Genomic DNA, 21,999 nt, shown 5'->3' on the forward strand with positions numbered 1-21,999 from the left:
GGGCTTACAGCTCGCGCGCCACGCTCTCGAGTTCGAAACACTCGATCATGTCGCCGACCTGGATGTCGTTGTAATTCTCGAACGACATACCGCAATCCATGCCCTGCTTGACCTCGCGCGCCTCGTCCTTGAAGCGCTTGAGGGTCGACAGCGCGCCTTCGTGGATGACCACGTTGTCGCGCAACAGGCGCACCTTGGCGCCACGCTTGACCAGGCCTTCGGTGACCATGCAACCCGCGACCTTGCCGACCTTGGTGATGTTGAACACCTCGCGGATCTCGGCATAGCCGAGGAAGTTCTCGCGGATCGACGGTGCCAGCATGCCCGAGAGCAGCGCCTTCAGGTCATCGATCAGGTTGTAGATGATCGAGTAGTAGCGGATATCGACGCCTTCGCGTTCGGCCAGCTCACGCGCCTGCTTGGAGGCACGCACGTTGAAGCCGATGATGGCGCCCTTCGAGGCCGCCGCCAGCGAGACGTCGGATTCGTTGATACCGCCGATGGCGCCATGCAGGAAGCGGACGACCACTTCCTCGGTGCCCAGCTTGTTGACGGCGGCCTGGATCGCTTCCAGCGAGCCCTGCACGTCGGTCTTGATGACGATCGGCAGTTCCTTAGCTTCGCCGGCCTGGATCTTGGAGAACATCTGCTCGAGCGAGCCGCGCGCCGAAATGGCCGAGCGGGCTTCGCGCTGCTTGCGTTCGCGGAATTCGGCGACTTCGCGGGCACGGGCTTCGTTCTCGACGACGACGAATTCGTCGCCGGCTTCCGGATTGCCCTGCAGGCCGAGCACCTCGACCGGCACGGACGGGCCGGCCGAAACGACATTCTTGCCGTGATCGTCGATCAGGGCGCGCACGCGGCCCCAGGCGCTGCCGGCCACGAAGACATCGCCGACATGCAGCGTGCCGCGAGCCACCAGCACGGTGGCGACCGAACCACGGCCGCGCTCCAGCTTGGCTTCGACCACCACGCCTTCGGCACGGCGATCCGGGTTGGCCTTGAGGTCGAGGATTTCAGCCTGCAGCAGGATGGCTTCTTCCAGTGCATCGAGGCCGGCCTTGGTCTTGGCCGACACTTCGATGGACTGCACTTCGCCGCCCATCTGTTCCACGACGATCTCGTGCTGCAGCAGTTCCTGCCGCACCTTCTGCGGATTGGCAGCCGGCTTGTCGCATTTGTTGATGGCAATGACGATCGGCACGCCGGCCGCCTTGGCATGATGGATCGCTTCCACGGTCTGCGGCATCACGCTGTCGTCGGCGGCAACCACCAGCACGACGATGTCGGTGACCTTGGCGCCGCGGGCGCGCATTTGCGTGAAGGCCTCATGGCCCGGAGTATCGAGGAAGGTGATCGCCTTGCCCGACTTCATATGCACCTGGTAGGCGCCGATATGCTGGGTGATGCCGCCGGCTTCGCCGCTGACCACATCGGTCTGGCGCAGCGCATCGAGCAGCGAGGTCTTGCCGTGGTCGACGTGGCCCATGACGGTGACGACGGGCGAGCGCGGCACCAGCACCGCATCCTCGTCCTTCTCGCCGGCGAGACCCACTTCGATATCGGATTCCGCCACGCGCTGCACGCGGTGGCCGAATTCGCTGACGATCAGCTCGGCGGTATCGGCATCGATGGTCTGGTTGATGGTGGCCATCACGCCCATTTTCATCAGCGCCTTGACCACATCCACGCCGCGCTCGGCCATACGGTTGGCCAGTTCCTGCACGGTGATGGTTTCAGGCACAACCACGTCGCGCAGAACCTTCTGCTGCTCGGCGGAATCCTGATGATGCGAGCGCTTCTCGCGTTCGATGCGGCGGCGGAAGGAGGCCACCGAGCGCACGCGCTCGTTGTCGTCCAGCGCCTTGGTCACGCTCAGCTTGCCGGTACGGCGTTCGCCGGTATCGCGGCTGGGGCGCAGCGTGGTCGGCTTGGCCGGCGTTACCTTGGCACCCGGACCGCCGCGCCGCTTGGCGCCGCCGTCATCCTCGTCATCCATCGCCGCGGGGCGCACGCCGGTCGGCGCCGCTGCACCCGGCGCTGCCGCCGTGCCGGGGGTCTCCGGCGTATTCAGGCGGCGTGCCGCTTCGGCCTCGGCCTTCTTGCGGGTCTCTTCCTCGGCCTTCTTGCGGGCATCCTCGTCGGCCTGGCGGCGCAACGCGGCTTCGCGTTCGGCGTGAATCTTGGACTGGTCGTCCATACGGCGACGCATGCCCTCTTCGGCGACGCGGCGCATCTCGGCGTATTTGCGGCGTTCGTCCTCGTTGACGCGGGTGCGGGCCTGCCGCTCCTCCTCCGACATCGGTTTGAGCACCATGCCGCTGGTGCGCTGCGACGTCCGGGGCGGGGCGGGCGTGCGGTCGCGGCCAGAAGCGGTGCCCGGGCGAACATCGCCGGTCGGCTGCGCCGTCATGCGCGGGCCGGTGCGCTGCGGATCGACAATGCGGGCGGTCGGCGCCGCAGTCGCGGCGGCTTTGGGCTCGGCCGGAGCGGCAGTCTGGGCCACGGCCGGTGCAGCGGCGGCGGGAGCCGCCGCGGCCTTCGCCGCTTCCGCTGCCACGCGGGCGGCGGCCTCTTCGGCAACCCTGGCGGCCTGGGCCGCATCATGTTCGGCAATGATCTCGGCGCGCGAGGGCACATGCACGCTGGGTGCAGCTGCCTTGGCAGCGGCAGCCGAGGTGGCGCCCTGAGCGGCGCTTTGGGCGGCGCCCTGGGCGGCAGCCGGCGCGGCGGCGGTTTCCGCAGCAGCCTTCGAACCCGGCGGGACAATGGTGCGCTTCTTGCGCACCTCGACCGTCACCGCCTTGGTACGGCCATGGCTGAAGCTCTGGCGCACCTGTCCGGTCTCAACGGTCTTTTTCAGCTCCAGCCGCTTGGGCTTCGCTGCCGCCTTGTCCTTGTCCTGCTCGTTCACGTCGCTCATACAGTCCGCTTCCGCCTACCGCCTAAAACCACATTCCACTGATACCGACTGGTGCCAGTGGCCTTAACCTATGGCGGGCCCAGCCTCATGGCACCCCCCACCCGGTCCGTCAACGTCCCGCCGCCGTCACGGCAGCGGGCGCAGCCGGGCGAGCAGCGCCAGATCGGCTACCGCGCGCCGTGTCAGCGGCGTGCGTTTCAGCGCCAGCCGCCCCAGACCGAGCACCGCCGCATCGCAGGACAGCGCCCCGTCTGTTTCCGGGTCGCCTTCCGCCGCGGCCGCCTCGGCCAGTACCAGCCCGGCTTGCCGGGCTTTCTTCACCTGGCCGGCCACATGGGCCATCCAGGCATCCACGCTGCGGGCCGGCAGATCGGCCGGCACCAGCAGCTTGCGTTTCGCAGCCCGGGCGAACATGCCCCTGGCCACCGCCGTCGCCACCGCATCGGGGCCGGGCACGAGCCAGAGCCCGCGACCTGGCAGCCGATGAGCCGGATCCGGCTCCACACTGCCCGCCACCACGCCGAAGCGCAGCAGGGTTTCGGCCTCCGCGCGCTGGCCGGTCAGCAGGCAACGCCGCTGCGGCATGACGCGGGAACGCCTGGCCGCCGGGCTTACGCCTGGCCGCCTTCCTCGCCGTCGAACCAATGCTGACGCGCCGCCATAATGATGGCGTTCGCATCTTCATTGGAAAGGCCCTCGCCGACGATCTCCTGCAGTTCGTCGCCGGCCAGATCACCGAGGTCGTCGAGCGTCTTCACGCCCTTCTCGCCCAGCGCGACCAGCATGGCCGGCGTGATGCCCTCGATGCCGGCGATTTCGTCGCTGACGCCGAGCGCCTGGCGCTTCTCTTCGAATTCGGAGTTACGCTTCTCGATGTATTCGACCGCGCGCTCATGCAGCTCGTTGGCGATATCGCCGTCGAAACCCTCGATCTCGGCCAGTTCCTCGACCGGCAGATAGGCGAGTTCCTCGACCTTGGTGAAACCTTCGGTGACCAGCAGCTGGGCCAGGGTCTCATCCACATCCAGCGAATCGATGAAGAGCTGGCTGCGCTCGCGGAATTCCTTCTGGCGGCGCTCGCTCTCTTCTTCCTCGGTAAGGATGTCGATGTCGTAGCCGGTCAGCTGCGAGGCCAGACGCACATTCTGGCCGCGGCGGCCGATGGCCAGCGACAGCTGGTCGGTCGGCACCACCACTTCGACGGCATTGGCCTCTTCGTCCAGCACCACCTTGGCCACTTCGGCCGGGGCCAGCGCATTGACGATGAAGGTGGCCGGATCGGGCGACCACTTGATGATGTCGATCTTCTCGCCCTGCAGTTCGTTCACCACGGCCTGCACGCGGCTGCCCCGCATGCCGACGCAGGCGCCGACCGGATCGATCGAATTGTCATTGGAGAGCACGGCGATCTTGGCGCGGCTGCCCGGATCGCGCGCCACGGCGCGGATCTCGATGATGCCGTCGTAGACTTCCGGCACTTCCTGGGCGAACAGCTTGGACATGAACTGCGGGTGCGAGCGCGACAGGAAAATCTGCGGCCCGCGCGGCTCGCGGCGCACGTCGTAGATATAGGCGCGCGCCCGGTCGCCCTGGCGGAAGGTCTCGCGCGGCAGCAGTTCGTCGCGGCGCAGGATCGCCTCGGCGCGGCCGAGATCGATGGTGACATTGCCGTATTCGACGCGCTTGACCAGACCGTTCACGATCTCGCCGATGCGGTCCTTGTATTCCATATACTGGCGCTCGCGCTCGGCTTCCCGCACCTTCTGCACGATCACCTGCTTGGCGGTCTGGGCGGCGATGCGGCCGAAATCGATCGGCGGCAGCGGCTCGGCGATCACGTCGCCCACCTGGGCATCGGGATTGCGGCGCTGCGCCTCGATGATACCGATCTCGATCGCGTCGTTCTCGATCTTGTCGACGACCTGCAGATGACGCTCCAGACGAATCTCGCCCGACTTGCGATCGATCTCGGCATGGATGTCGTTTTCCAGGCCGTAGCGCGAACGCGCCGCCTTCTGGATCGCATCTTCCATCGCCATCAGCACGACATCGCGCTCGATGGCTTTCTCACGGGCCACGGCATCGGCCACCTGCAGCAGCTCAAGCCGGTTGAAACTGGTTACCGTTTCCATTGTTCCTGTTCCTCGAAACTCGTTACCGGTAAAGACTCAATTCGCCGGCGCACTGCGTCCCGCCAGGCTGGCGGTGATCAGGTCGTCGGTAACAATCAGTTTGGCGCTGGCGATCTCGGCAACCGGCAGGCGCGCCTCGGCGCCCTTCTCCTCGTCGCGCAACACCACCGCATCGCCAGCCAGGCCGCCGATGCGGCCCTGGAAACGCTTGCGGCCCTCGAGCGGACGACCGAGCTCGACCTTGGCGGCGAAGCCCTTGAATCGCTCGAAATCGGCCGCCTTGGTCAGCGGGCGATCCAGGCCGGGCGAGGAGACCTCGAGCCGGTAGGCACCGCTGATCGGATCTTCCACATCCAGCACGGCGCTGACGGCACGGCTGGCCTCGGCACAGTCATCCACCGTGATGCCGCCGTCATGCGGGGCGCCACCGGTGTCGCGCTCGAACATGATCTGCAGCACCGGACGTTCGGTGCCCATCAGCTTGACGCGCACGAGCTGGAAGCCCATCGCGTCCAGCGTGGGGGCAATCAGGTCCGCAATCCGCTTCGCCGCATCCATGCGTGCGCTTCGATCCTTAAAAAACACTCTTGCCGTTATCTGTGGACAGGCCGGCCCGGGACCCTGCCGGACGGTTCTGCCCGGCAGAAACAAAAAATGGGCCAGCCGGCCCATGTCCTCTTCCCGATCCGACCATGGACCAGGCCAGCAATGTCGGACGCTGTTATAGCGGCAAATTCAGCTAATGCAAGGGGTTTAACCCCGTTTTGGCGGCCTGGATCAGCCGTGATCGGGACCGGTTTTGGGATCCGGATCCGGACCCGGGCGCTGCACCACCCGGCGGGCCGCCAGGACCGAAAACAGCCCCAGCAGCAGCCAGAACAGCAGGTTGAGGCCCAAGCCGCGCCAAACCCCCAGCTCTGGGTCGTCATCCGCCATCGGTTCGGCCCGGGGCAGCCCGTCTTCAAAGCCGCCACCCGAGACCCCGGCCAGCAGCAGCAGGGCCAGGCCGCCCAGGCGGCGGACCGGCGACGGTTTCCCGCTGTCGCCGGGCCACCACAGCAGCCACAGCCCGCCGGCACTGGCCGCCATCACGCTGAGCCAGAGCAGCGGCTGCTCCGGCGAAACCCGGCCGGGCATGCTGCCGGGCAGCGCCAGCCAGGGCATCAGGGTCAGGGCGAGGAACCCGGCACCGCCCCAGGCGAGACCGCGATAGATACCGGGCGGTTTGTGCAGGAACACGACCTGCAGGGTCAGGCCGCCGCACAGGCCCAGCGCCAGATGGCGCAGCAGCAGGAAATCGCCTTCGGCGATGTCGAGCTGGCCCGCAGGGGTGGTCGCCACCCGAAGGAACATCAGCCCGAGCGTGGCAAGCAAAGCCGCCATGAAGGCAGCGGCCAACAGGCGGAAAGGCATCTGGCGCCTCTTCTGCAGCAGGTCAGACCCGGCGCAGACGATAGTAATGCGGCGTGCGGCCGGCGGCGATGGCCTTTTGCTCGTATTTGCTGGGCGGCCAGTCGGCCGGGCGCTGCAGCCAGTCGCGGCTGGTCTCGGCCAGCCAGGCGAAACGCGGTTCGGCCAGGATATGGCGCAGCATCCAGCGCTGGTAATCCGGCACATCGGTGGCCAGCCGCAGCTCGCCGCCCGGCGGGATCAGTCGGGCCCACTCGGCCAAAGTCTCAGCGTTGACGATGCGGCGCCACTGGTGCCGCTTCTTCGGCCAGGGATCGGGAAACAGCGTGAAACCGCGCTGGATGCTGCGATCCGGCAGGGCCTTCAGCAGCAGGCGCGCATCGTCCGTCAGGATACGGATGTTATCCGCGCCACCCGCCTCCAGCTTCGCGGCGAGGCGCATCACCAGTTTGGCGACGCCATGCTCGAAGGGCTCCACGCCGAGAAAGCCGATCTCGGGATGCTGCTCAGCCAGGGCAAACAGATGCCCGCCATCGCCGAAACCGACCTCGACCCAGTAGGCCTGTTTCGGCTGCGGGAACAGCGAAGCGGGATCAAGCACGCCACCGGGCGCCGGCAGCGGAATGCTGAGACGCGGCAGCCAGTCGGCGAAGGTCTGTTCGCGATGGGGGGAAAGCTTGCGGCCGCGCCGGCGCCCGAAGATCAGGCGTCGCGGCGCAGCCGCATCATGGGACTCGTCAGACACGAAACCTCGTGAACGCCCTTACCGGACGTTGAAGGCCGACTTCAGGTCCTTGACCAGATCGGTCTTCTCCCAGGAGAAGCCGCCGTCCTTTTCCGGCTTGCGGCCGAAATGGCCGTAGGCGGCGGTGCGGGCATAGATCGGGCGGTTGAGCTTGAGATGCTCGCGGATGCCGCGCGGGCTGAGCTTCATCAGCTCCTGCAGGATCTTGGAGATCTTGTTCTCGTCGGCCTTGCCGGTGCCGAAAGTGTCGACATAGACCGACAGCGGATAGGCCACGCCGATCGCGTAGGACAGCTGGATCAGGCATTTCTCGGCCAGACCGGCGGCCACCACGTTCTTGGCCAGGTAGCGCGCCGCATAGGCGGCCGAGCGGTCGACCTTGGTCGGGTCCTTGCCCGAGAAGGCGCCGCCGCCATGCGGGGCCGCGCCGCCGTAAGTGTCGACGATGATCTTGCGGCCGGTCAGGCCGGCGTCGCCGTCGGGACCGCCGATGACGAAACGGCCGGTCGGATTGACGTAGAAATGCTCCTCATCGCACATCCAGCCCTTGGGCAGGGCCTTCAGCACATAGGGGCGCACGATGCGCCGGATATCGCCCGATTCCAGCTCGCGGCCCTTCTTGTCCTTGGCGGCATGCTGGGTCGAAACCACGATGGCGGTGGCGCCGGTCGGCTTGCCGTTCTTGTACAGCAGGGTCACCTGGCTCTTGGCATCGGGGCCGAGCAGCGGCTCCTTGCCGCTGTGGCGGGCATCGGCCATCGACTTCAGGATATTGTGCGACAGCTGGATCGGCGCCGGCATCAGTTCCGGCGTCTCGTTGCAGGCATAGCCGAACATGATGCCCTGGTCGCCGGCACCCTCGTCCTTGTTGCCGGCGGCATCGACGCCGACGGCGATATCGGCCGACTGGCCGTGCAGCAGCACATCGACCTTGGCAGTCTTCCAGTGGAAGCCCTTTTGCTCGTAGCCGATCTTCTTCACGGTGGCGCGCGCCACCTCTTCGATCTTCTTCTTGTTCACCGCGCCCGACTTCGACACCAGGCTTTTCGGCCCGCGCACTTCGCCGGCCAGCACGATGCGGTTGGTGGTGGTCAGGGTTTCGCAGGCGACCCGGGCATAGGGGTCTTCCTTCAGGAAGAGATCCAGCACGCCATCGGAGATCTGGTCGCAGACCTTGTCGGGATGGCCTTCGGAAACCGATTCACTGGTAAACAGATAAGAGGAACGCGCCACGTTTTTATCTCCTCAAGCGGCCGCGCCAACCGGCCCGAAGCTACGTATCCCCGCACCGGTCGCTTGGCGCACGCCGGGATTGGGAAAACGCGAAAGTCCGGTTATTTCGCAGAGCTGGACGCGGGGGTCAAGCGGAATGGCGTGACCGAATTGAGCCCGGAGGGCGATCCGGGCCGTGATCCTGGGCGGTTCGGGGCGACGGCGCCGCAGCGTCATCCGCGGTTGCAGCCGCGCCGGCAGGCCCATTATGACCGGCTTCGGCGCTGTTATTCATCGCCCAGACCAGGTCGATGATGCGCCGGCGCAGGCCCTGCTGCTGCAGGCCGTGGAAGGCCCGCAGCAGTTCCACATCCTCCCGCGTGAAAGATGCGGTCGGGCTGTCGGCCGGCACGGCGGCTTCGAGCTGGCGTCCATCCCGGCTGGTCACCGGCTGGCCCTCCAGGCCCTGGAAGAAATAGGCCGGCGGCACATCGAGCAGCGTGGCGAACTGATAGAGCCGGCTGGCGCCGATGCGGTTGGCGCCCTTCTCGTATTTCTGGATCTGCTGGAAGGTCAGCCCGACCATCTGACCAAGGCGGTCCTGACTCATGCCCACCATGGTGCGACGCAGTTTCAACCGGTTACCCACATGCACATCAACCGAATTCTTCGGCACTGAACTGTCCTTTACGCTGTACGGAAATCACAACACGAAGATGGACTAAACCTGCCATGAGCGGCGGGGTCAATGCCTTCTGGTCTTGCGATTGAATACAAAGCCCGCGACGAGACTCAGCAGCGCAAAAACGAGCAGAGGTGCGTCGCCGATACGCGCATAAAGCGGGGGCTTCGTCATTGCAGCAGGCAACGGGCCATCGACCACGCCGATGGCGTCAAGGCCAAGGCTCGCAACAACACGGCCATAGGGATCGACGATGGCGCTGATGCCGTTATTGGCGGCGCGCACCAGCGGCAGGCCCTGTTCGACCGCGCGGAAACGCGCGGCGGCGAAATGCTGATACGGACCGGACGAGCGGCCGAACCAGGCATCGTTGGTGAGATTGAGCAGCAGCCCCGCCGCCGGCACGCGACCATCGAAGACCTGCATCGATTCATCGGCGAAGATCGCCTCGTAGCAGATCAGCACGCGGGCAAACGGCAGGCCGGGAATGGCGATCGGCATCATGTCGCGGCCGGGCGAGAAATCGACCGCGCCGGCCGCCAGCGCATCGAGCCCGAGCGGTTTAAGCAGGCTGCGGAACGGCAGATATTCGCCGAACGGCACCAGATGCACCTTGTCGTAACGCGCGGCGATTTCGGCATCACTGTCCATGACAAAGACGCTGTTGTAAATCACCACGTCGCGCGGATTGCCGGCGGCCGCTTCTCGTCTTGGTGCGCCGGTGATCAGCACCGTGCCCGGCGCCAGCCGCCGCGCCAGCGCATCGCGCAGACCGGCTTCCTCGTCCAGCAGATAGGGAATGGCGGTTTCCGGCCAGATCACATGGGTGAGCGGCTTCTCCGTGATGTCTTTTGGCGGCTGCAGGCTGAGGGCGACATGCTGCTGCAGATGCTGCTGGCGCAGGTCGTCGCGCCATTTCAGGGTCTGCACGATGCTGGGCTGCACCAGGCGCAGATAGACATCGGGCAGCATAGCCGTGGTGGCCGGCATGCGCAGGGCGGACAGGGCGGCGGCCGCGACAAACAACAACGGCAGGACCAGGCCGAACCGGCTGCGCCGGCCGGGCCGCAGCGCGATGGCGAAACCGCTGGCCGCCAGCATGGTGAGCAGGCCGAGGCCCTGCGCGCCGACAGAGGCGGCCAGTTGCATCGCCGCCGGCCAGTCGCCCCAGACATAGCCGACCAGATTCCATGGGAAGCCGGTGGCGACGCGACCGCGCAGCCATTCGCCGACCAGCCAGCCGAAGGGCATCAGCAGGAAATAGAGACTGTGGCGATTGCCGGCGACAAGCCAGGCCAGCCAGGCGCCGGTAGCGGGAAAAGCCGCCAGCACGATGGGCAGGCCGAGTACCGGCAGCGGCAGCAGCAGCGCGTATTTCTCGGCATCGACGAAAAACGAGATGCCGATCCAGTAATGGCCGACGACGAAATAACCGTAGGCGAAGGCAAACAGCGTGAAGAAGCTGCGCAGCCTGGCGGACGCATGGCCCGCCGCGATATCGCTGCCGCCATCATCCAGATGCAGCAGTCCGATGAAAGCGACGAAGGCGAGCGGCCAGAGCGACAGCGGCGCCTGGGCGACTGCGAGCAGCATGCCGAGCAGCAGCGCGGCACCATAGCGGCGCCAGCCGCGCAGGCCCTGCCACGCGGCCAGACCGGCGTGCAGGCGAATCATCTAGAGCTTACGCCGCATCGGCGCTGGATTGCGGCACGAGCGTGCGGATGCGCACGCGCTTGACGCGGCGGGGATCGGCCTCCAGCACTTCGAAAACCAGTCCTGCCGGATGGTCGATCTGCTCGCCACGCAGCGGTACACGGCCGAGATGCGACACGATCAGGCCGCCCACGGTATCGACATCGCCATCGTCTTCCGGATCGAGCAGGGTATGGCCGAGCTTTTCTTCCAGATCCTCGATCGGGCAGCGCCCGAGCGCCTCCAGCACGCCATCGGCGCGCTGGATCAGCATGCCGCCGGCGGCCACATCATGCTCGTCGTCGATTTCGCCGACGATCTGCTCGACCAGATCCTCGATGGTGACGAGACCGTCCAGCCCGCCGTATTCATCGACCACGATGGCCATATGGACGCGGGTATCGCGCATCTCGCGCAACAGTTCGAGCACCGATTTCGACGGCGGCACCACCAGCAGCTTGCGCAACACCTTCTCGAGCGAGAAGCCGGCGCGGCCGGCCAGATAAGGCAGCACGTCCTTCACATGGATCATGCCGACCACATCATCGAGCGTGCCACGATAGACCGGCAGGCGCGAATGTTCGGCATCGACCAGCGTCTTCACCAGTTTTTCGAATTCGATCTCAGCCGGCACGGCGATGATATCGGTGCGCGGCACGCGGATTTCACCGACGCGCAGCTCGCCCACTTCCAGCACGTTGCGCAGCAGCGCGCGTTCGGCATTCTCCTCCGGCGTCGCGCTGTCATCGGCATGCTCTTCGAGCAGTTCCTCTATGCTGTCGCGCAAGGATTCGTCGCCGCGGCCGCGCAGCAGCGACAACAGGCGCCGCCAGAAGGTACCGCCACCACCGCCGTTTTCCCGGGTCTCGCTCATTTCACGTTTTTCCGCTTCGCTGCGGCTGCTTTCTTCCGCCTGACCGGCGCGGCCTTCCTGGCCACCGGCTTTTTCACAGCGGTTTTCTTCACAGTGGTTTTCTTCACGGCGGTTTTCGGCTTCGGCTTCGCGGGGACCGCCCTGTAGGGATCGGCGATACCCATTGCGGCGAGGGTCGCGGTTTCCAGCGGCTCCATCGCCTCGGCCTGCTCGTCATCCATATGGTCGTAACCGAGCAGATGCAGCACGCCATGCACCGTCAGATGCGTCACATGGTCGGCGAGGGTTTTCTTTTGCTCTTTCGCCTCGCGCCTGCAGGTGGCGAGCGCCAGCGCGATATCGCCCAGATAGGCGGGCGGCCGCGCCGGATCGATGGCGGATTCGGCAGGAAAGGACAGCACGTTGGTCGGCTTGTCCTTGGCACGCCAGCCGGCATTCAGCTTGCGCATCTCGGCATCGTCGGTGAGCAGGACGCTCAGGCCGGTCTTCGCTTTGGCGGGCAGTTCGGCCTTCAGCGCCGCCAGCACCGCCCGGCGGATCGCCGCTTTCGGATTGGGCAGGGCCGCACGCCAGGCGCTGCTGGCAATGCGGATATCGATGTCGATACTGGAACCGTCGGGCATGATGCAGGGCTTTGTGGCAAATTCGGCGGCTCAATTCAATCAGCAGAGCGGATCAGCAGCGAACCGGTCATCGTTTTGGCCGGCCGGCGGCATCCGGACGGGCCAGACCGAGCTCCTGTTCGTGCTGCGAATAGGCCCGCACGATCTTGGTGACCAGCGGGTGACGCACCACATCGGCCTCGCCGAAGCGCACGAAAGCGATGCCTTCGACCCCCTCCAGGATATCCAGCGCATGGCGCAGGCCGGACGGCACCCCGATCGGCAGATCGATCTGCGACAGATCGCCGGTGACCACAAGACGCGAATTTTCGCCCAGCCGGGTGAGCAGCATCTTCATCTGCACCGGCGAGGTGTTCTGCGCCTCGTCGAGGATGACGAAGGCATTGGCCAGCGTACGGCCGCGCATGAAGGCGAGCGGCGCCACTTCAACCTCGCCGCTTTCCAGGCCCTTGGCGACGCGCTCGGCGGGCAACATGTCGTAGAGCGCGTCATAGAGCGGGCGCAGATAGGGATCGATCTTGTCGCGCATGTCGCCGGGCAGGAAGCCGAGGCGTTCGCCGGCTTCCACGGCAGGCCGCGAGAGGATGATGCGGTCGACGCGGCCTTCCAGCAGGAAGTTCACCGCCATGGCGACCGCAAGATAGGTCTTGCCGGTGCCGGCCGGGCCGAGGCCGAAGACCAGCTCGTGCTTCTGCAACGCATCGAAATAGACTTTCTGCGTATGCGAGCGCGGCAGGATGATGCGCTTCTTGGTGCGCACCGCGCCTTCGGGGATGGGCCGGTCGTCACGGATCAACTCGGCCTTGTCACGCAACTTCGCCGTCACCGGAGCATTCATCGGACCTCCCTGGGTCATTCGGATCGCACCATCGACATCGCCCATTTCGATCTCGGTGCCGGTTTCGAGCCGGCGGTAGAGATCGGTCAACACTTTCCTTGCCTGCGCCTGCGCATCCGCCGGCCCGCTGATCATCAGCCGGTTGCCGCGCGAGGCGACCGCCACGCCGATGCGTTCTTCGATACGCGCCAGATGACGATCATGCTCGCCGAACAGCAGGGCCAGCAGGCGGTTGTCGTCGAAATCGAGAATGATCGGTTGACCGGAATTATCCGCACCGCGTGCATCGCTCACAGGCTTCAGCCTCGTTGCTTCCAAAAGATCCTTGTGCCGCGCCCGCGTCACGCGGCCTCGCGCCGGGCGATCTCGCCGGCAAGCGAATTGGCATAGCCGCCGGCGATCGTCACCGGCAGGAAATCGCCGATCCGCAAGCCCGGATCGGAAACGTAGACGGCCTGCATATACTGCGAACGGCCGATCAGCTGGCCGGGCTGGCGGCCCGGACGCTCGAACAGCACATCCAGCACGCGACCCTCGCAGGCGCGATTGAAGGCTTCCGACTGCTGCTGCAGCAGGGCCTGCAGCGCATGGAGCCGCTCGGTGCTGACCGCATCGGGCACCTGCTTCGGCAGCAGGCTGCCCGGCGTGCCGGGGCGGGCGGAATATTTGAAGGAATAGGCCGCCGCATAGCGCGCCTCGCGCACGAGTTGCAGCGTCTGTTCGAAATCGGCATCGGTTTCGCCGGGGAAGCCGGTGATGAAATCGCCGCTCAACGCAAGATCGGGGCGGGCGGCGCGCAGCTTCTCGACGATGCGCAGATAGTCTTCTGCGCGATGGCCGCGATTCATCGCTTTCAGCACGGCATCGGATCCCGCCTGGATCGGCAGATGCAGGAAGGGCATCAGCCCGGCCACTTCGCCATGGGCGGCGATCAGGTCGTCATCCATTTCGCGCGGATGCGAGGTGGTGTAGCGCCAGCGCAGGCGCGGATGCGATTGGGCAAAACGGTCGTTGAGCACGCGCAGCAGGCGGCCGAGCGACCATGCACTGCCATCCGGTCCTTCGCCATGCCAGGCATTCACATTCTGGCCAAGCAGGGCGATCTCCTGCACGCCGGTCGCCATCAGGCGCTCGGCCTCGCGGATGATCGCCTCGGCCGGACGCGAATACTCGGCGCCGCGCGTATAGGGCACGACGCAGAAGGTGCAGAACTTGTCGCAGCCTTCCTGGATGGCGAGATACCCTACCGGTCCCGGTGCGGTGCTGATTTCATCGGGCAGGTGATCGAATTTCGATTCGGCCGGAAATTCCGTGGCCAGGATGCCCTGCCCCGCAGCATGGGGCCCGCCGCTGCCCTTGACCCGGGCCCGCTCGGCCCGCGCCAGCAGTTCGGGCAGCCGGTGATAGGCCTGGCTGCCGATCACCAGATCGACGAAGGGCGCGCGATTGACCAGTTCCTCGCCCTCGGCCTGGGCGACGCAGCCGGCCACCGCGATGGTAACGTCACCGCCCCGGGCCTGGGCAGTCTGCTTGCGGATGCGCCAGTGGCCGAGCTCGGAGAAGACCTTTTCGGCGGCTTTTTCGCGGATGTGGCAGGTATTGATGATCACCATGTCGGCGTCATCGGGCGTCTCGGTCTTGGCGTATCCCAGCGGGGCCAGCACGTCCGCCATGCGGGCGGAGTCGTAGACGTTCATCTGGCAGCCATGGGTCTTGATGAACAGCTTTTTGGCCAAATCCGGGTTTCAGCGGGGCGGGTGCCGAAAGAGAGGTGCGGCGGGCGCCCCAGACGCTCCTTGTTAACGAGTGACAACCGAATCGAAGGTAGCACCCGAATCGTCGCAAGGAAAGCGAAACGACGCTGGCCACGGCCCGGCGTCACAGATTCTTCACAGTAAAATCAATAGGTTAATAATCTTGGGCAAGACGGATAATTCCGGGACCGGACGGCGGCTGGCTGGCTTGTCGCAAGGGATGCGACTGGCGGGCGGGCTGGTCGAAACCGGGTTTGCGCCCGGTCCCTCTTATTATGACGAATGAGGCGGGCGAATCTTGCGTAGGGGCGGAGAAAATTTTCTGCTCCCGTCCCGTCACCAGCGATACCGCAGGCTGCCCATCACGATTCGTCCGGCCAGCCAACTGCATGTACTGCCATTGCAAAACGCGACATCGCGATCGAACAGATTGCTGGCATTCAGCCCGGCTTCGACGCCTTGCAGATCGGGGGACAGAACCGAAAGATCGTAGCGCAGCATGGCATCGGTCAGGACATGCGCTGCATTTTCCCGAGTATTGGTGTCATTGGCATATGTGGAGCCTACATAGCGCAGACCGCCGCCGATGCGCAGGCCACGCGCATAGCCGGTAGCAAAACCATAATCGGCCCAAAGCCCCGCCATATGCGACGGCACTGCCGTCGGTGACTTGCCGAGCGTGTTCGTAGTGCTACTGGTCACCTCGGCATCGGTGTAGGTGTAAGAGCCGATCAGATTCAAACTTTCGCTCAGCGACACCTTCGCTTCGAATTCCAGGCCGCGCGACGTCACCTCGCCGGTCTGGATGCTGAAATTGCTGTTGACCGGATCAGTGGTCAGCACATTTTCCTGCACCAGGTCAAAGGCCGCGAGACTCACGAAACTGCCGTGACCCGGCGGCTGATATTTCACACCCAATTCTGTCTGGGTGCCGGCTTGCGGTTTGAATGCCGCACCAAGCCGGCTTGTGCCAGAGGTCGGCAGGAACGATTCCGCGTAGCTGACATAGGGAGCGAGCCCGTTATCAAACAGGTAGACTGCGCCAACCTTGCCGGTGAATTGCATGTCGTCCTGATGGCTGTAGGCACCGGAATTCAGTGTTTTTGTCTCGGCCTGTGCGCGATCCCAGCGACCACCCAAGGTTAGCGCTACTCGGCCGATCCGGGCTTGCTCTTGGAGATAGGCCCCAAGTTGTTCCTGGGTCTGACGCGAACGGTCGCTAACGGCTGGCGCCGTGACCGACTGACCATAAACCGGGGAATTCAGATTGAGTGACGGGGCCGCGCCCTCGCCACCACGATAATCGTAGTACATACGGTCATAGCCAACGCCGAACAGTGTCGTGTGCTTGACCAATCCCGTCTCGAAATCGGCCTGCAGCTGGTTGTCGATCGCGTAATTGGTCAGATCCTGGTTTGCTATACCGGCATAGCGGCTGACGACACTGCCGGACAGACTGAGATAATCGACATATTGCGTATCGAGTTCGACGCGGCCATAGCGGAAATTCTGCCGTACTTTCCAGGTATCGTTGAAACTGTGCTCGAACAGATAACCGACGTGATATTGCACAAGGTTGAAATTGTTGAAATTGGGATCGCCGAGCCAGACACGGCTGACATCGCCATTTGCGTTATAATAGTAAGGCCAGTTGCCGGTTTTGAATTCCTGATATTGCGACAACAGCGTCAATGAGGTGCTGTCGTTTCGCAGCGTGAGCGCTGGCGCAACGAAGCGGCGGTCATTCGGCGCATCCAGCTCGGTTTCCGCATCACGCAACAGGCCAGTCAGGCGATATAATACGCGCCCAGACTCGTCGACCGGACCACCAAAATCGAACTGACCCTGCATATGGCTATTGGTCCCGCCCTGCAGGACAACTTCATGCAACGGTTCCGCCGTTGGGCGTTTACTGATGCTTTCGACCAGGCCGCCCGGCGCGATCTGGCCGTAGAGCACGGAGGCCGGACCGCGGATCACCCCGACCTTTTCCAGGCCATATGGCTCATTCTGCGGAAAGGCAAAGAATGCGCCCCACTGGCGCAGGCCATCGAGATAATTGGCATTGGTCGTACCGGTGAAGCCTCGCAGATTGAACTGGTCATACCGCGTATCGTCGCCAAACGGCCCCGCCATCACGCCTGGTGTGTAAGCGAGGGCCTGCTCCAACGACTGTACGCCCTGCGCAGCCATCTGCTCGCGGGTGATCACCGACACCGATTGCGGCATTTCCAGCAACGGCGTGTCGGTCTTGCTGCCCGTGGCGCTACGCGTGGCGACATAGCCATCGACAGGGCCATAGGCGGTTTCGACAGGCTGCCCCCTGCCTTCCACCATCACTGGCGGCAGCACCGTAGCGCTGCTGTTCTGCGGCATTTCTACCAGCGTCACCGTATTGTGGCCGGTGACGCGATAGGTCAGGCCGGTGCCGGCCAGGAGACGGGCCAGAGCCTCTGGCGGCGCGAATCGGCCCTGCACGACAGCCGACGTTTTGCCCTGGGCCAGCACGGCTGGATAACCGACCTGCCAGCCGGAATTGCGGGCGAAGGTGTCAAGGGCGGCACTTAACGGCTGGGTTGGAATATCGAAGTGTTGCTGCGCCGGCGCGGCCTGCTGCACCGGTTGGCCCTGTGCATGGACCTCAGACACAAGCCCTGTAACTCCAATCGCGGTCCCCAGAAGCAACGCGCCACGCCATGACATCCCACACATCTTGAACCCCCAGTGCCAATTTACGCAAATGCGTCGCATTTACATATCTTAGCCCTGACGTGCAGGTGTTCCGAAACCAGAAGCAAATTTCTGAAAAAAGCTAACGCGACAGGACCAGGAGGCGTCCGCCATAAGCGGAGACTTGCGCACCGGTCGCACTAGCCAGCGCGGCCACAACCGCCGGCGGATCGTCCAGACGATAGCTACCTGAAACCGGCAGCGCTGCGAGATCGTCGCCACGCACCCAGATCAGGCCGGGCCAGTAGCGGTCGAGATCGGCAAGCACTGCATTCAGCGGACGGTCGGTAAAAACCAGACGGCCCTCGGCCCAGGCAAAATCCTCCGCGGGCGCCGCCCGCGGCTGCCCATCCACCACTGTCATGCCCTGACCGGCCTGGAGAACGGTTCCGGGATCGGCGCCAACTTTCGGGATCACCAGCACCTCGCCCTCGCGTACCGCAACAGATGTCCCGTCCGCGCGCTGCGCAACGCTGTATACCGTTCCGAGCGCCTGCGCCGCCGCACTGGCGGTGGTGATGGTGAAAGGCCGTCTTGTATCGGGTCGCACATCGGCCAGCACGCGTCCCCTCCGCAATACAATGCGCCGGCCGCCATCCCGGTAATCGACGTCGATGGCCGTGCCGGCATCAAGCAGCAATAGTGACCCATCGGGGAGGTTCACACGCTGTGGCAAGCCGCTCGGCGCCACATGATCGGCGAGAAGATCGGAGTCCAGACCGCTGAAGTGCAGCACGGCACCAGCACCCAACAGCAGCACGATCACCGCCGCGGCACGGCGCAGCAGGTCAAGACCGCGAGTTCGGGATTTTGTGCCAGCTTCGGCAAACAGCGCTGTCGCAAGATCTGCATCGGTCCACAGCGCCTCGACACGGGCATAGGCCGCGGCATGGGCGGGATCGGCAGCAACCCAGCGCGCGAACGACTCCTGCACTGTTGCGTCGGCATCGCCGCGCAGGCGGGCGAACCAGTCGGCGGCCTGCTGCTGTATTTCCGGGGGCGGATGACGGGGCATATCCATAAGACGTGTGGGGCTGGTCAAACCTGAAGTCAGTCAGAATCGTCGGCGGCAAGGCAATGCGCGAGCGCCCGCGCCAGATCCTTGGCGATCGTGCGCTCGCTGACGCCGAAACGGCGCGCTATCTCGGTCTGGCTGAGGCCATGCAGCCGGTGCAGCAGCAAAACCTGCCGCGCCCGTTCGGGCAAATCCGCCAATGCAACCTGGAAACGCCGTACCCGGTCGCGATCTAGCATGCGAGCTTCCGGGGAAGGTTCTGCTGCGGGTACGGCCGCAATCACGGCATCCGACGCGGCGCCCGGCAATGGATGTACCACCGCGCGCACCTTCTGTTTGCGTAGATGATCAAAAGCCAGATTGCGTGCGGTTTGATAAAGGAAGGGCTGCAGATGTTCGACCTTGCCCGTCTCGGCCGCGGCCGCCACCTTCAGATAGGCGTCCTGCGCCAAATCTTCCGCCGTATGACGATCGCCGATCAAACGAGCCAGCGACCGGACCAGCGTGCCGCGCTGTGCGGCAAAAAGCACGGCAAACTGCGCTCGCAGGCCAGATGATGCAACGTCGTCCGCCACGCCCCCTCCTAATGAAGGCATGAAGCTATTCTAATTAAGAATAATTCGCAAGTTACACACTTAAAGCTGCCCTTAACCCCCGCCCCATAGCCTGCCTGCAGCCATGACCGCGCCTCCCACGACCGCTCCCGATCTTCTGCAGGACGCCATCCGGCTGCATACCGGCAAGCGGCCGGACGAGGCGATTGCCGCCTATACCGACTTTTTGCAGCAGCAGCCCGATCACGGCGGCGCGCTGCGGCTGCTCGGCCTGCTGCTGAGCCAGCAGCGGCGCCATGCGGAGGCCCTGCGCTGCTACGAACGGGCACTGGCATTCGACAGCCATGACGCCAAGCTGCATCTGTCGCATGCGCTGTGCCTGCGCGCACTCGGACGGCAGGACGATGCCGTGGCCGCCTTCGATGCCGCCCTGGCTCTGGCGCCGGACCACGCGGAAACACTGGCCGAGCGCGCCACGCTGCTGTTCGATCTCGGCCGCCATGCCGAGGCGCTGCCTGGCCTCGATATCGCGGCCCGCGCCCAGCCCGGCCGTGTCGATATCGCGGTGGCGCGACATTTCTCCGCCGGCATGCTGTGCCGCTGGGATGCCGCCGAAGCCGCGACCGTGCAGGGGTTACTGACCGATGCGACCGGCAGCACCGGCACGGTCAATCCGTTTCCGCTGGTGTTCTTCACCGAGGATCCGGCGCTACAGCGGCGCTGGGCCGAGCGCCGCGCCGCGCAGATCGCCGCCGGCCACACCGTCGTACTGCCGCCACCGGTGTGGCCGGCGGCGCGGCAGGACCGCCGCATCCGCATCGGCTATCTGAGCCAGGATCTGCGCAACCACGCGGTCGGGCATATCATGCCGGAACTGTTCGAGCTGCACGACCGCGGCCGCTTCGATATCGCCCTGCTCTCCACCGGCCGCGATGATGGCAGCGAGATTCACCGGCGCTATCGCGCCATTCCCGGCTTCCGCGATCTTGCCGGCCGCGACCTGGCCGCGCTGGGCCGCAGCATCCGCGAGATGCAGCTCGACATCCTGATCGATCTTCAGGGCTACACGGTCGGCAGCTTCGCACCGCTGCTGACGCAGCGGCTGGCACCGCTGCAGATCGACTGGATCGGGTTTCCCGGCACGATGGGCACCGGCCTGAATGTCGACTACATCATGGCCGACGCAACCGTGATTCCGCCCGGTGCGGAACCTTATTACAGCGAGCAGGTGATCCGCCTGCCGCACTGCTACCAGCCGAACAACCGGCAACGCATGGTGGCCGAGGCAGCACCCCGCGCCGACTACGGCCTGCCCGACGATGGCGTGGTATTCGCCTGCTTCAACCGGCCGGTGAAAATCCGCCCGGCGATGTTTGCCGCCTGGATGCGGATTTTGCAGGCCGTGCCAGGCAGCGTGCTGCTGCTCTACGCGCCTGCGCGCGAGGCCGCCGACAATCTGCGGCGCGCGGCGGAACAGCATGGCGTCGAGGCAACACGGCTGGTCTTTGCCGGCACCCTGCCGCAGCCGCAGTATCTCGCGCGCTACCGCGCCGTCGACCTGGTGCTGGATACGTTTCCCTATGGCTCGCATTCGACCGCCAGCGACTGCCTCTGGGCCGGCTGCCCGCTGCTCGGCTTAAGCGGCGAAACCTTCGCCTCGCGCGTGGCCGGCAGCATCCTGCGGGCGGCCGGCCTGCCCGAACTGGCGATGACGACACTGGAAGACTATGTCGCCACCGCGATCCGGCTCGGACGCGACCGCGCGGCTCTTGCGGCCCTGCGCGGCAAACTGCAGGCGAACCTGCCCGGCGCCGCATTGTTCGACACGCCGCAGCTGACGCGCGATGTGGAAGCGGCCTATGCCGCGATCTGGAACCTGCATTGCCGTGGCGAGGCGCCGCGCGGCATTGCGCTGCCGGTTACCGACCAGGTCTAGTCCGCGGCGGAGGCCGCATGCTGCGGCGGCGTCTTGTGCAGCGGCTTGGGCAGGCTGCGCTGGCCCGGCTCGCGGCCGGCATTGATGTCGCTCAGGCCTTCGAGCACACGCTGATGGCACCAGGCCGCCAGGCCCTTGCGCGAGTTGAACTGGTCGATCGTGACCGGCTGATGGAATTCGACCACCGCCTCGCAGGGGCCTGCCTTGAGGAAGCGCCACAGATGCGGCAGCAGATCCTCGTCGCCGACCCAGGCAAACAGCCGCATCCAGCGCCGGCCGACCGGCATATGGTTGAGCCGGGCATAGCCGATCGAGACCGGCTGCACGGTCAGGCGCCGGCTGCCGACCGGCCGTTCGGCGGCGGCGAAGAAGGCCGACTTGAAATTGTGGATGCGCAGACCGTCCGACGAGGTACCCTCGGGGAACAGGATCAGGCTGTCGCCATTGGCGAGCCGTTCAACCATTTCGTCGCGATGCTCGGCGGTGCGATGCCGTTTTTCGCGTTCGACGAAAACCGTGCGCTGCAGCCGCGCCAGCGTGCCGAAAAAGGGCCAGGTCGCCACTTCCTGCTTGGCGATGAAGCTGACATTGCTCATCGCCGCCGACAGCACCACGATATCGAGCCAGGAGATGTGGTTGCTGACGAATAATGTGGGTGCGGCCGCCGAAGGCTCGCCGACCTTGCGCACCTTCACGCGCAGCAGCCAGGCCACGGTGCGATGGTAGAAATACGGCAGGCTGCGCATCAGCGGCGATTTGAGCTGGACCAGCAGCATCTGCACGGGGATCAGCAGCACCGTCCAGATCAGGAAAACGGTGAGCGTGAAAATGGCGCGCGCGGTCATCAGGTTCGGGCTGTCATGCAGGGCGGGCCGCCAT

17 protein-coding genes and 1 pseudogene are annotated in these 21,999 nt (G+C 65.2%); 1 reads left to right on the top strand and 17 read right to left on the bottom strand.

Features of this window, described 5'->3' with window-relative positions; translation table 11 throughout:
• Positions 1–4 precede the first annotated feature (4 nt).
• The 16 genes and pseudogenes from infB to OJJ21_RS08890 all read right to left on the bottom strand — a co-directional run bounded on the left by infB (position 5) and on the right by OJJ21_RS08890 (position 19,205).
• Positions 5–2,923, bottom strand: coding sequence for a translation initiation factor IF-2 (gene infB, locus OJJ21_RS08815; RefSeq protein ID WP_297685215.1), 2,919 nt, complete (start codon positions 2,921–2,923; stop codon positions 5–7).
• 126 nt (positions 2,924–3,049) lie between these two features.
• Positions 3,050–3,508 (bottom strand): DUF448 domain-containing protein, encoded by a 459-nt coding sequence (locus tag OJJ21_RS08820; protein WP_297685217.1) that lies wholly within the window; start codon positions 3,506–3,508, stop codon positions 3,050–3,052.
• Positions 3,509–3,534: 26 nt separating this feature from the next.
• Positions 3,535–5,055 (bottom strand): transcription termination factor NusA, encoded by a 1,521-nt coding sequence (nusA, locus tag OJJ21_RS08825; RefSeq protein WP_297685219.1) that lies wholly within the window; start codon positions 5,053–5,055, stop codon positions 3,535–3,537.
• 36 nt (positions 5,056–5,091) lie between these two features.
• Positions 5,092–5,613 (bottom strand): ribosome maturation factor RimP, encoded by a 522-nt coding sequence (gene rimP / locus OJJ21_RS08830; protein ID WP_297685221.1) that lies wholly within the window; start codon positions 5,611–5,613, stop codon positions 5,092–5,094.
• 219 nt (positions 5,614–5,832) lie between these two features.
• Entirely contained in the window at positions 5,833–6,468 is a 636-nt protein-coding gene (locus OJJ21_RS08835) for a CbtA family protein (RefSeq protein WP_297685223.1), read from the bottom strand.
• A gap of 22 nt (positions 6,469–6,490) precedes the next feature.
• Positions 6,491–7,210 (bottom strand): tRNA (guanosine(46)-N7)-methyltransferase TrmB, encoded by a 720-nt coding sequence (trmB, locus tag OJJ21_RS08840; protein ID WP_297685225.1) that lies wholly within the window; start codon positions 7,208–7,210, stop codon positions 6,491–6,493.
• An 18-nt stretch (positions 7,211–7,228) separates the two neighbouring features.
• A complete protein-coding gene (metK, locus tag OJJ21_RS08845; protein WP_297685227.1) occupies positions 7,229–8,443 on the bottom strand; it encodes a methionine adenosyltransferase in 1,215 nt (404 codons plus the stop codon).
• A 127-nt stretch (positions 8,444–8,570) separates the two neighbouring features.
• A complete protein-coding gene (locus OJJ21_RS08850; protein ID WP_297685229.1) occupies positions 8,571–9,098 on the bottom strand; it encodes a helix-turn-helix domain-containing protein in 528 nt (175 codons plus the stop codon).
• A gap of 69 nt (positions 9,099–9,167) precedes the next feature.
• Complete coding sequence (gene lnt / locus OJJ21_RS08855) at positions 9,168–10,778, bottom strand: apolipoprotein N-acyltransferase (protein ID WP_297685231.1); 1,611 nt, start codon at positions 10,776–10,778, stop codon at positions 9,168–9,170.
• Positions 10,779–10,785: 7 nt separating this feature from the next.
• Positions 10,786–11,670: a hemolysin family protein gene (locus OJJ21_RS08860; RefSeq protein WP_297685233.1), complete on the bottom strand. Its 885-nt coding sequence runs from the start codon at positions 11,668–11,670 to the stop codon at positions 10,786–10,788.
• Between the two features lie 143 nt (positions 11,671–11,813).
• Positions 11,814–12,293: pseudogene (gene ybeY / locus OJJ21_RS08865) on the bottom strand (rRNA maturation RNase YbeY); the annotation flags it as partial.
• 67 nt (positions 12,294–12,360) lie between these two features.
• Positions 12,361–13,425 carry a PhoH family protein gene (locus OJJ21_RS08870; RefSeq protein ID WP_297685235.1) on the bottom strand — a complete coding sequence of 355 codons (1,065 nt, stop codon included), beginning with the start codon at positions 13,423–13,425 and terminating at the stop codon, positions 12,361–12,363.
• A 47-nt stretch (positions 13,426–13,472) separates the two neighbouring features.
• The gene (gene miaB / locus OJJ21_RS08875; protein ID WP_297685237.1) at positions 13,473–14,867 is read right to left on the bottom strand and encodes a tRNA (N6-isopentenyl adenosine(37)-C2)-methylthiotransferase MiaB; all 1,395 of its coding nucleotides are present in this window, start codon (positions 14,865–14,867) and stop codon (positions 13,473–13,475) included.
• Between the two features lie 354 nt (positions 14,868–15,221).
• Entirely contained in the window at positions 15,222–17,534 is a 2,313-nt protein-coding gene (locus OJJ21_RS08880) for a TonB-dependent siderophore receptor (RefSeq protein WP_297685239.1), read from the bottom strand.
• A 163-nt stretch (positions 17,535–17,697) separates the two neighbouring features.
• A complete protein-coding gene (locus OJJ21_RS08885; protein WP_297685241.1) occupies positions 17,698–18,636 on the bottom strand; it encodes a FecR domain-containing protein in 939 nt (312 codons plus the stop codon).
• A gap of 29 nt (positions 18,637–18,665) precedes the next feature.
• Positions 18,666–19,205, bottom strand: a complete 540-nt coding sequence (locus OJJ21_RS08890; protein ID WP_297685243.1) for an RNA polymerase sigma factor — start codon at positions 19,203–19,205, stop codon at positions 18,666–18,668.
• A 103-nt stretch (positions 19,206–19,308) separates the two neighbouring features.
• On the opposite strand from OJJ21_RS08890, the gene OJJ21_RS08895 reads away from it, so the two are divergent.
• Positions 19,309–21,120: a glycosyltransferase family 41 protein gene (locus tag OJJ21_RS08895; RefSeq protein WP_297685245.1), complete on the top strand. Its 1,812-nt coding sequence runs from the start codon at positions 19,309–19,311 to the stop codon at positions 21,118–21,120.
• Here OJJ21_RS08895 and OJJ21_RS08900 read toward each other — a convergent pair.
• On the bottom strand, positions 21,117–21,965 hold the full coding sequence (locus OJJ21_RS08900; protein WP_297685247.1) for a lysophospholipid acyltransferase family protein: 849 nt from the start codon (positions 21,963–21,965) through the stop codon (positions 21,117–21,119). The genes OJJ21_RS08895 and OJJ21_RS08900 overlap by 4 nt on opposite strands.
• Between the last annotated feature and the right edge of the window lie 34 nt (positions 21,966–21,999).

It is taken from the genome of Ferrovibrio sp. (assembly GCF_025869515.1).
Classification (GTDB): Bacteria; Pseudomonadota; Alphaproteobacteria; order Ferrovibrionales; family Ferrovibrionaceae; genus Ferrovibrio.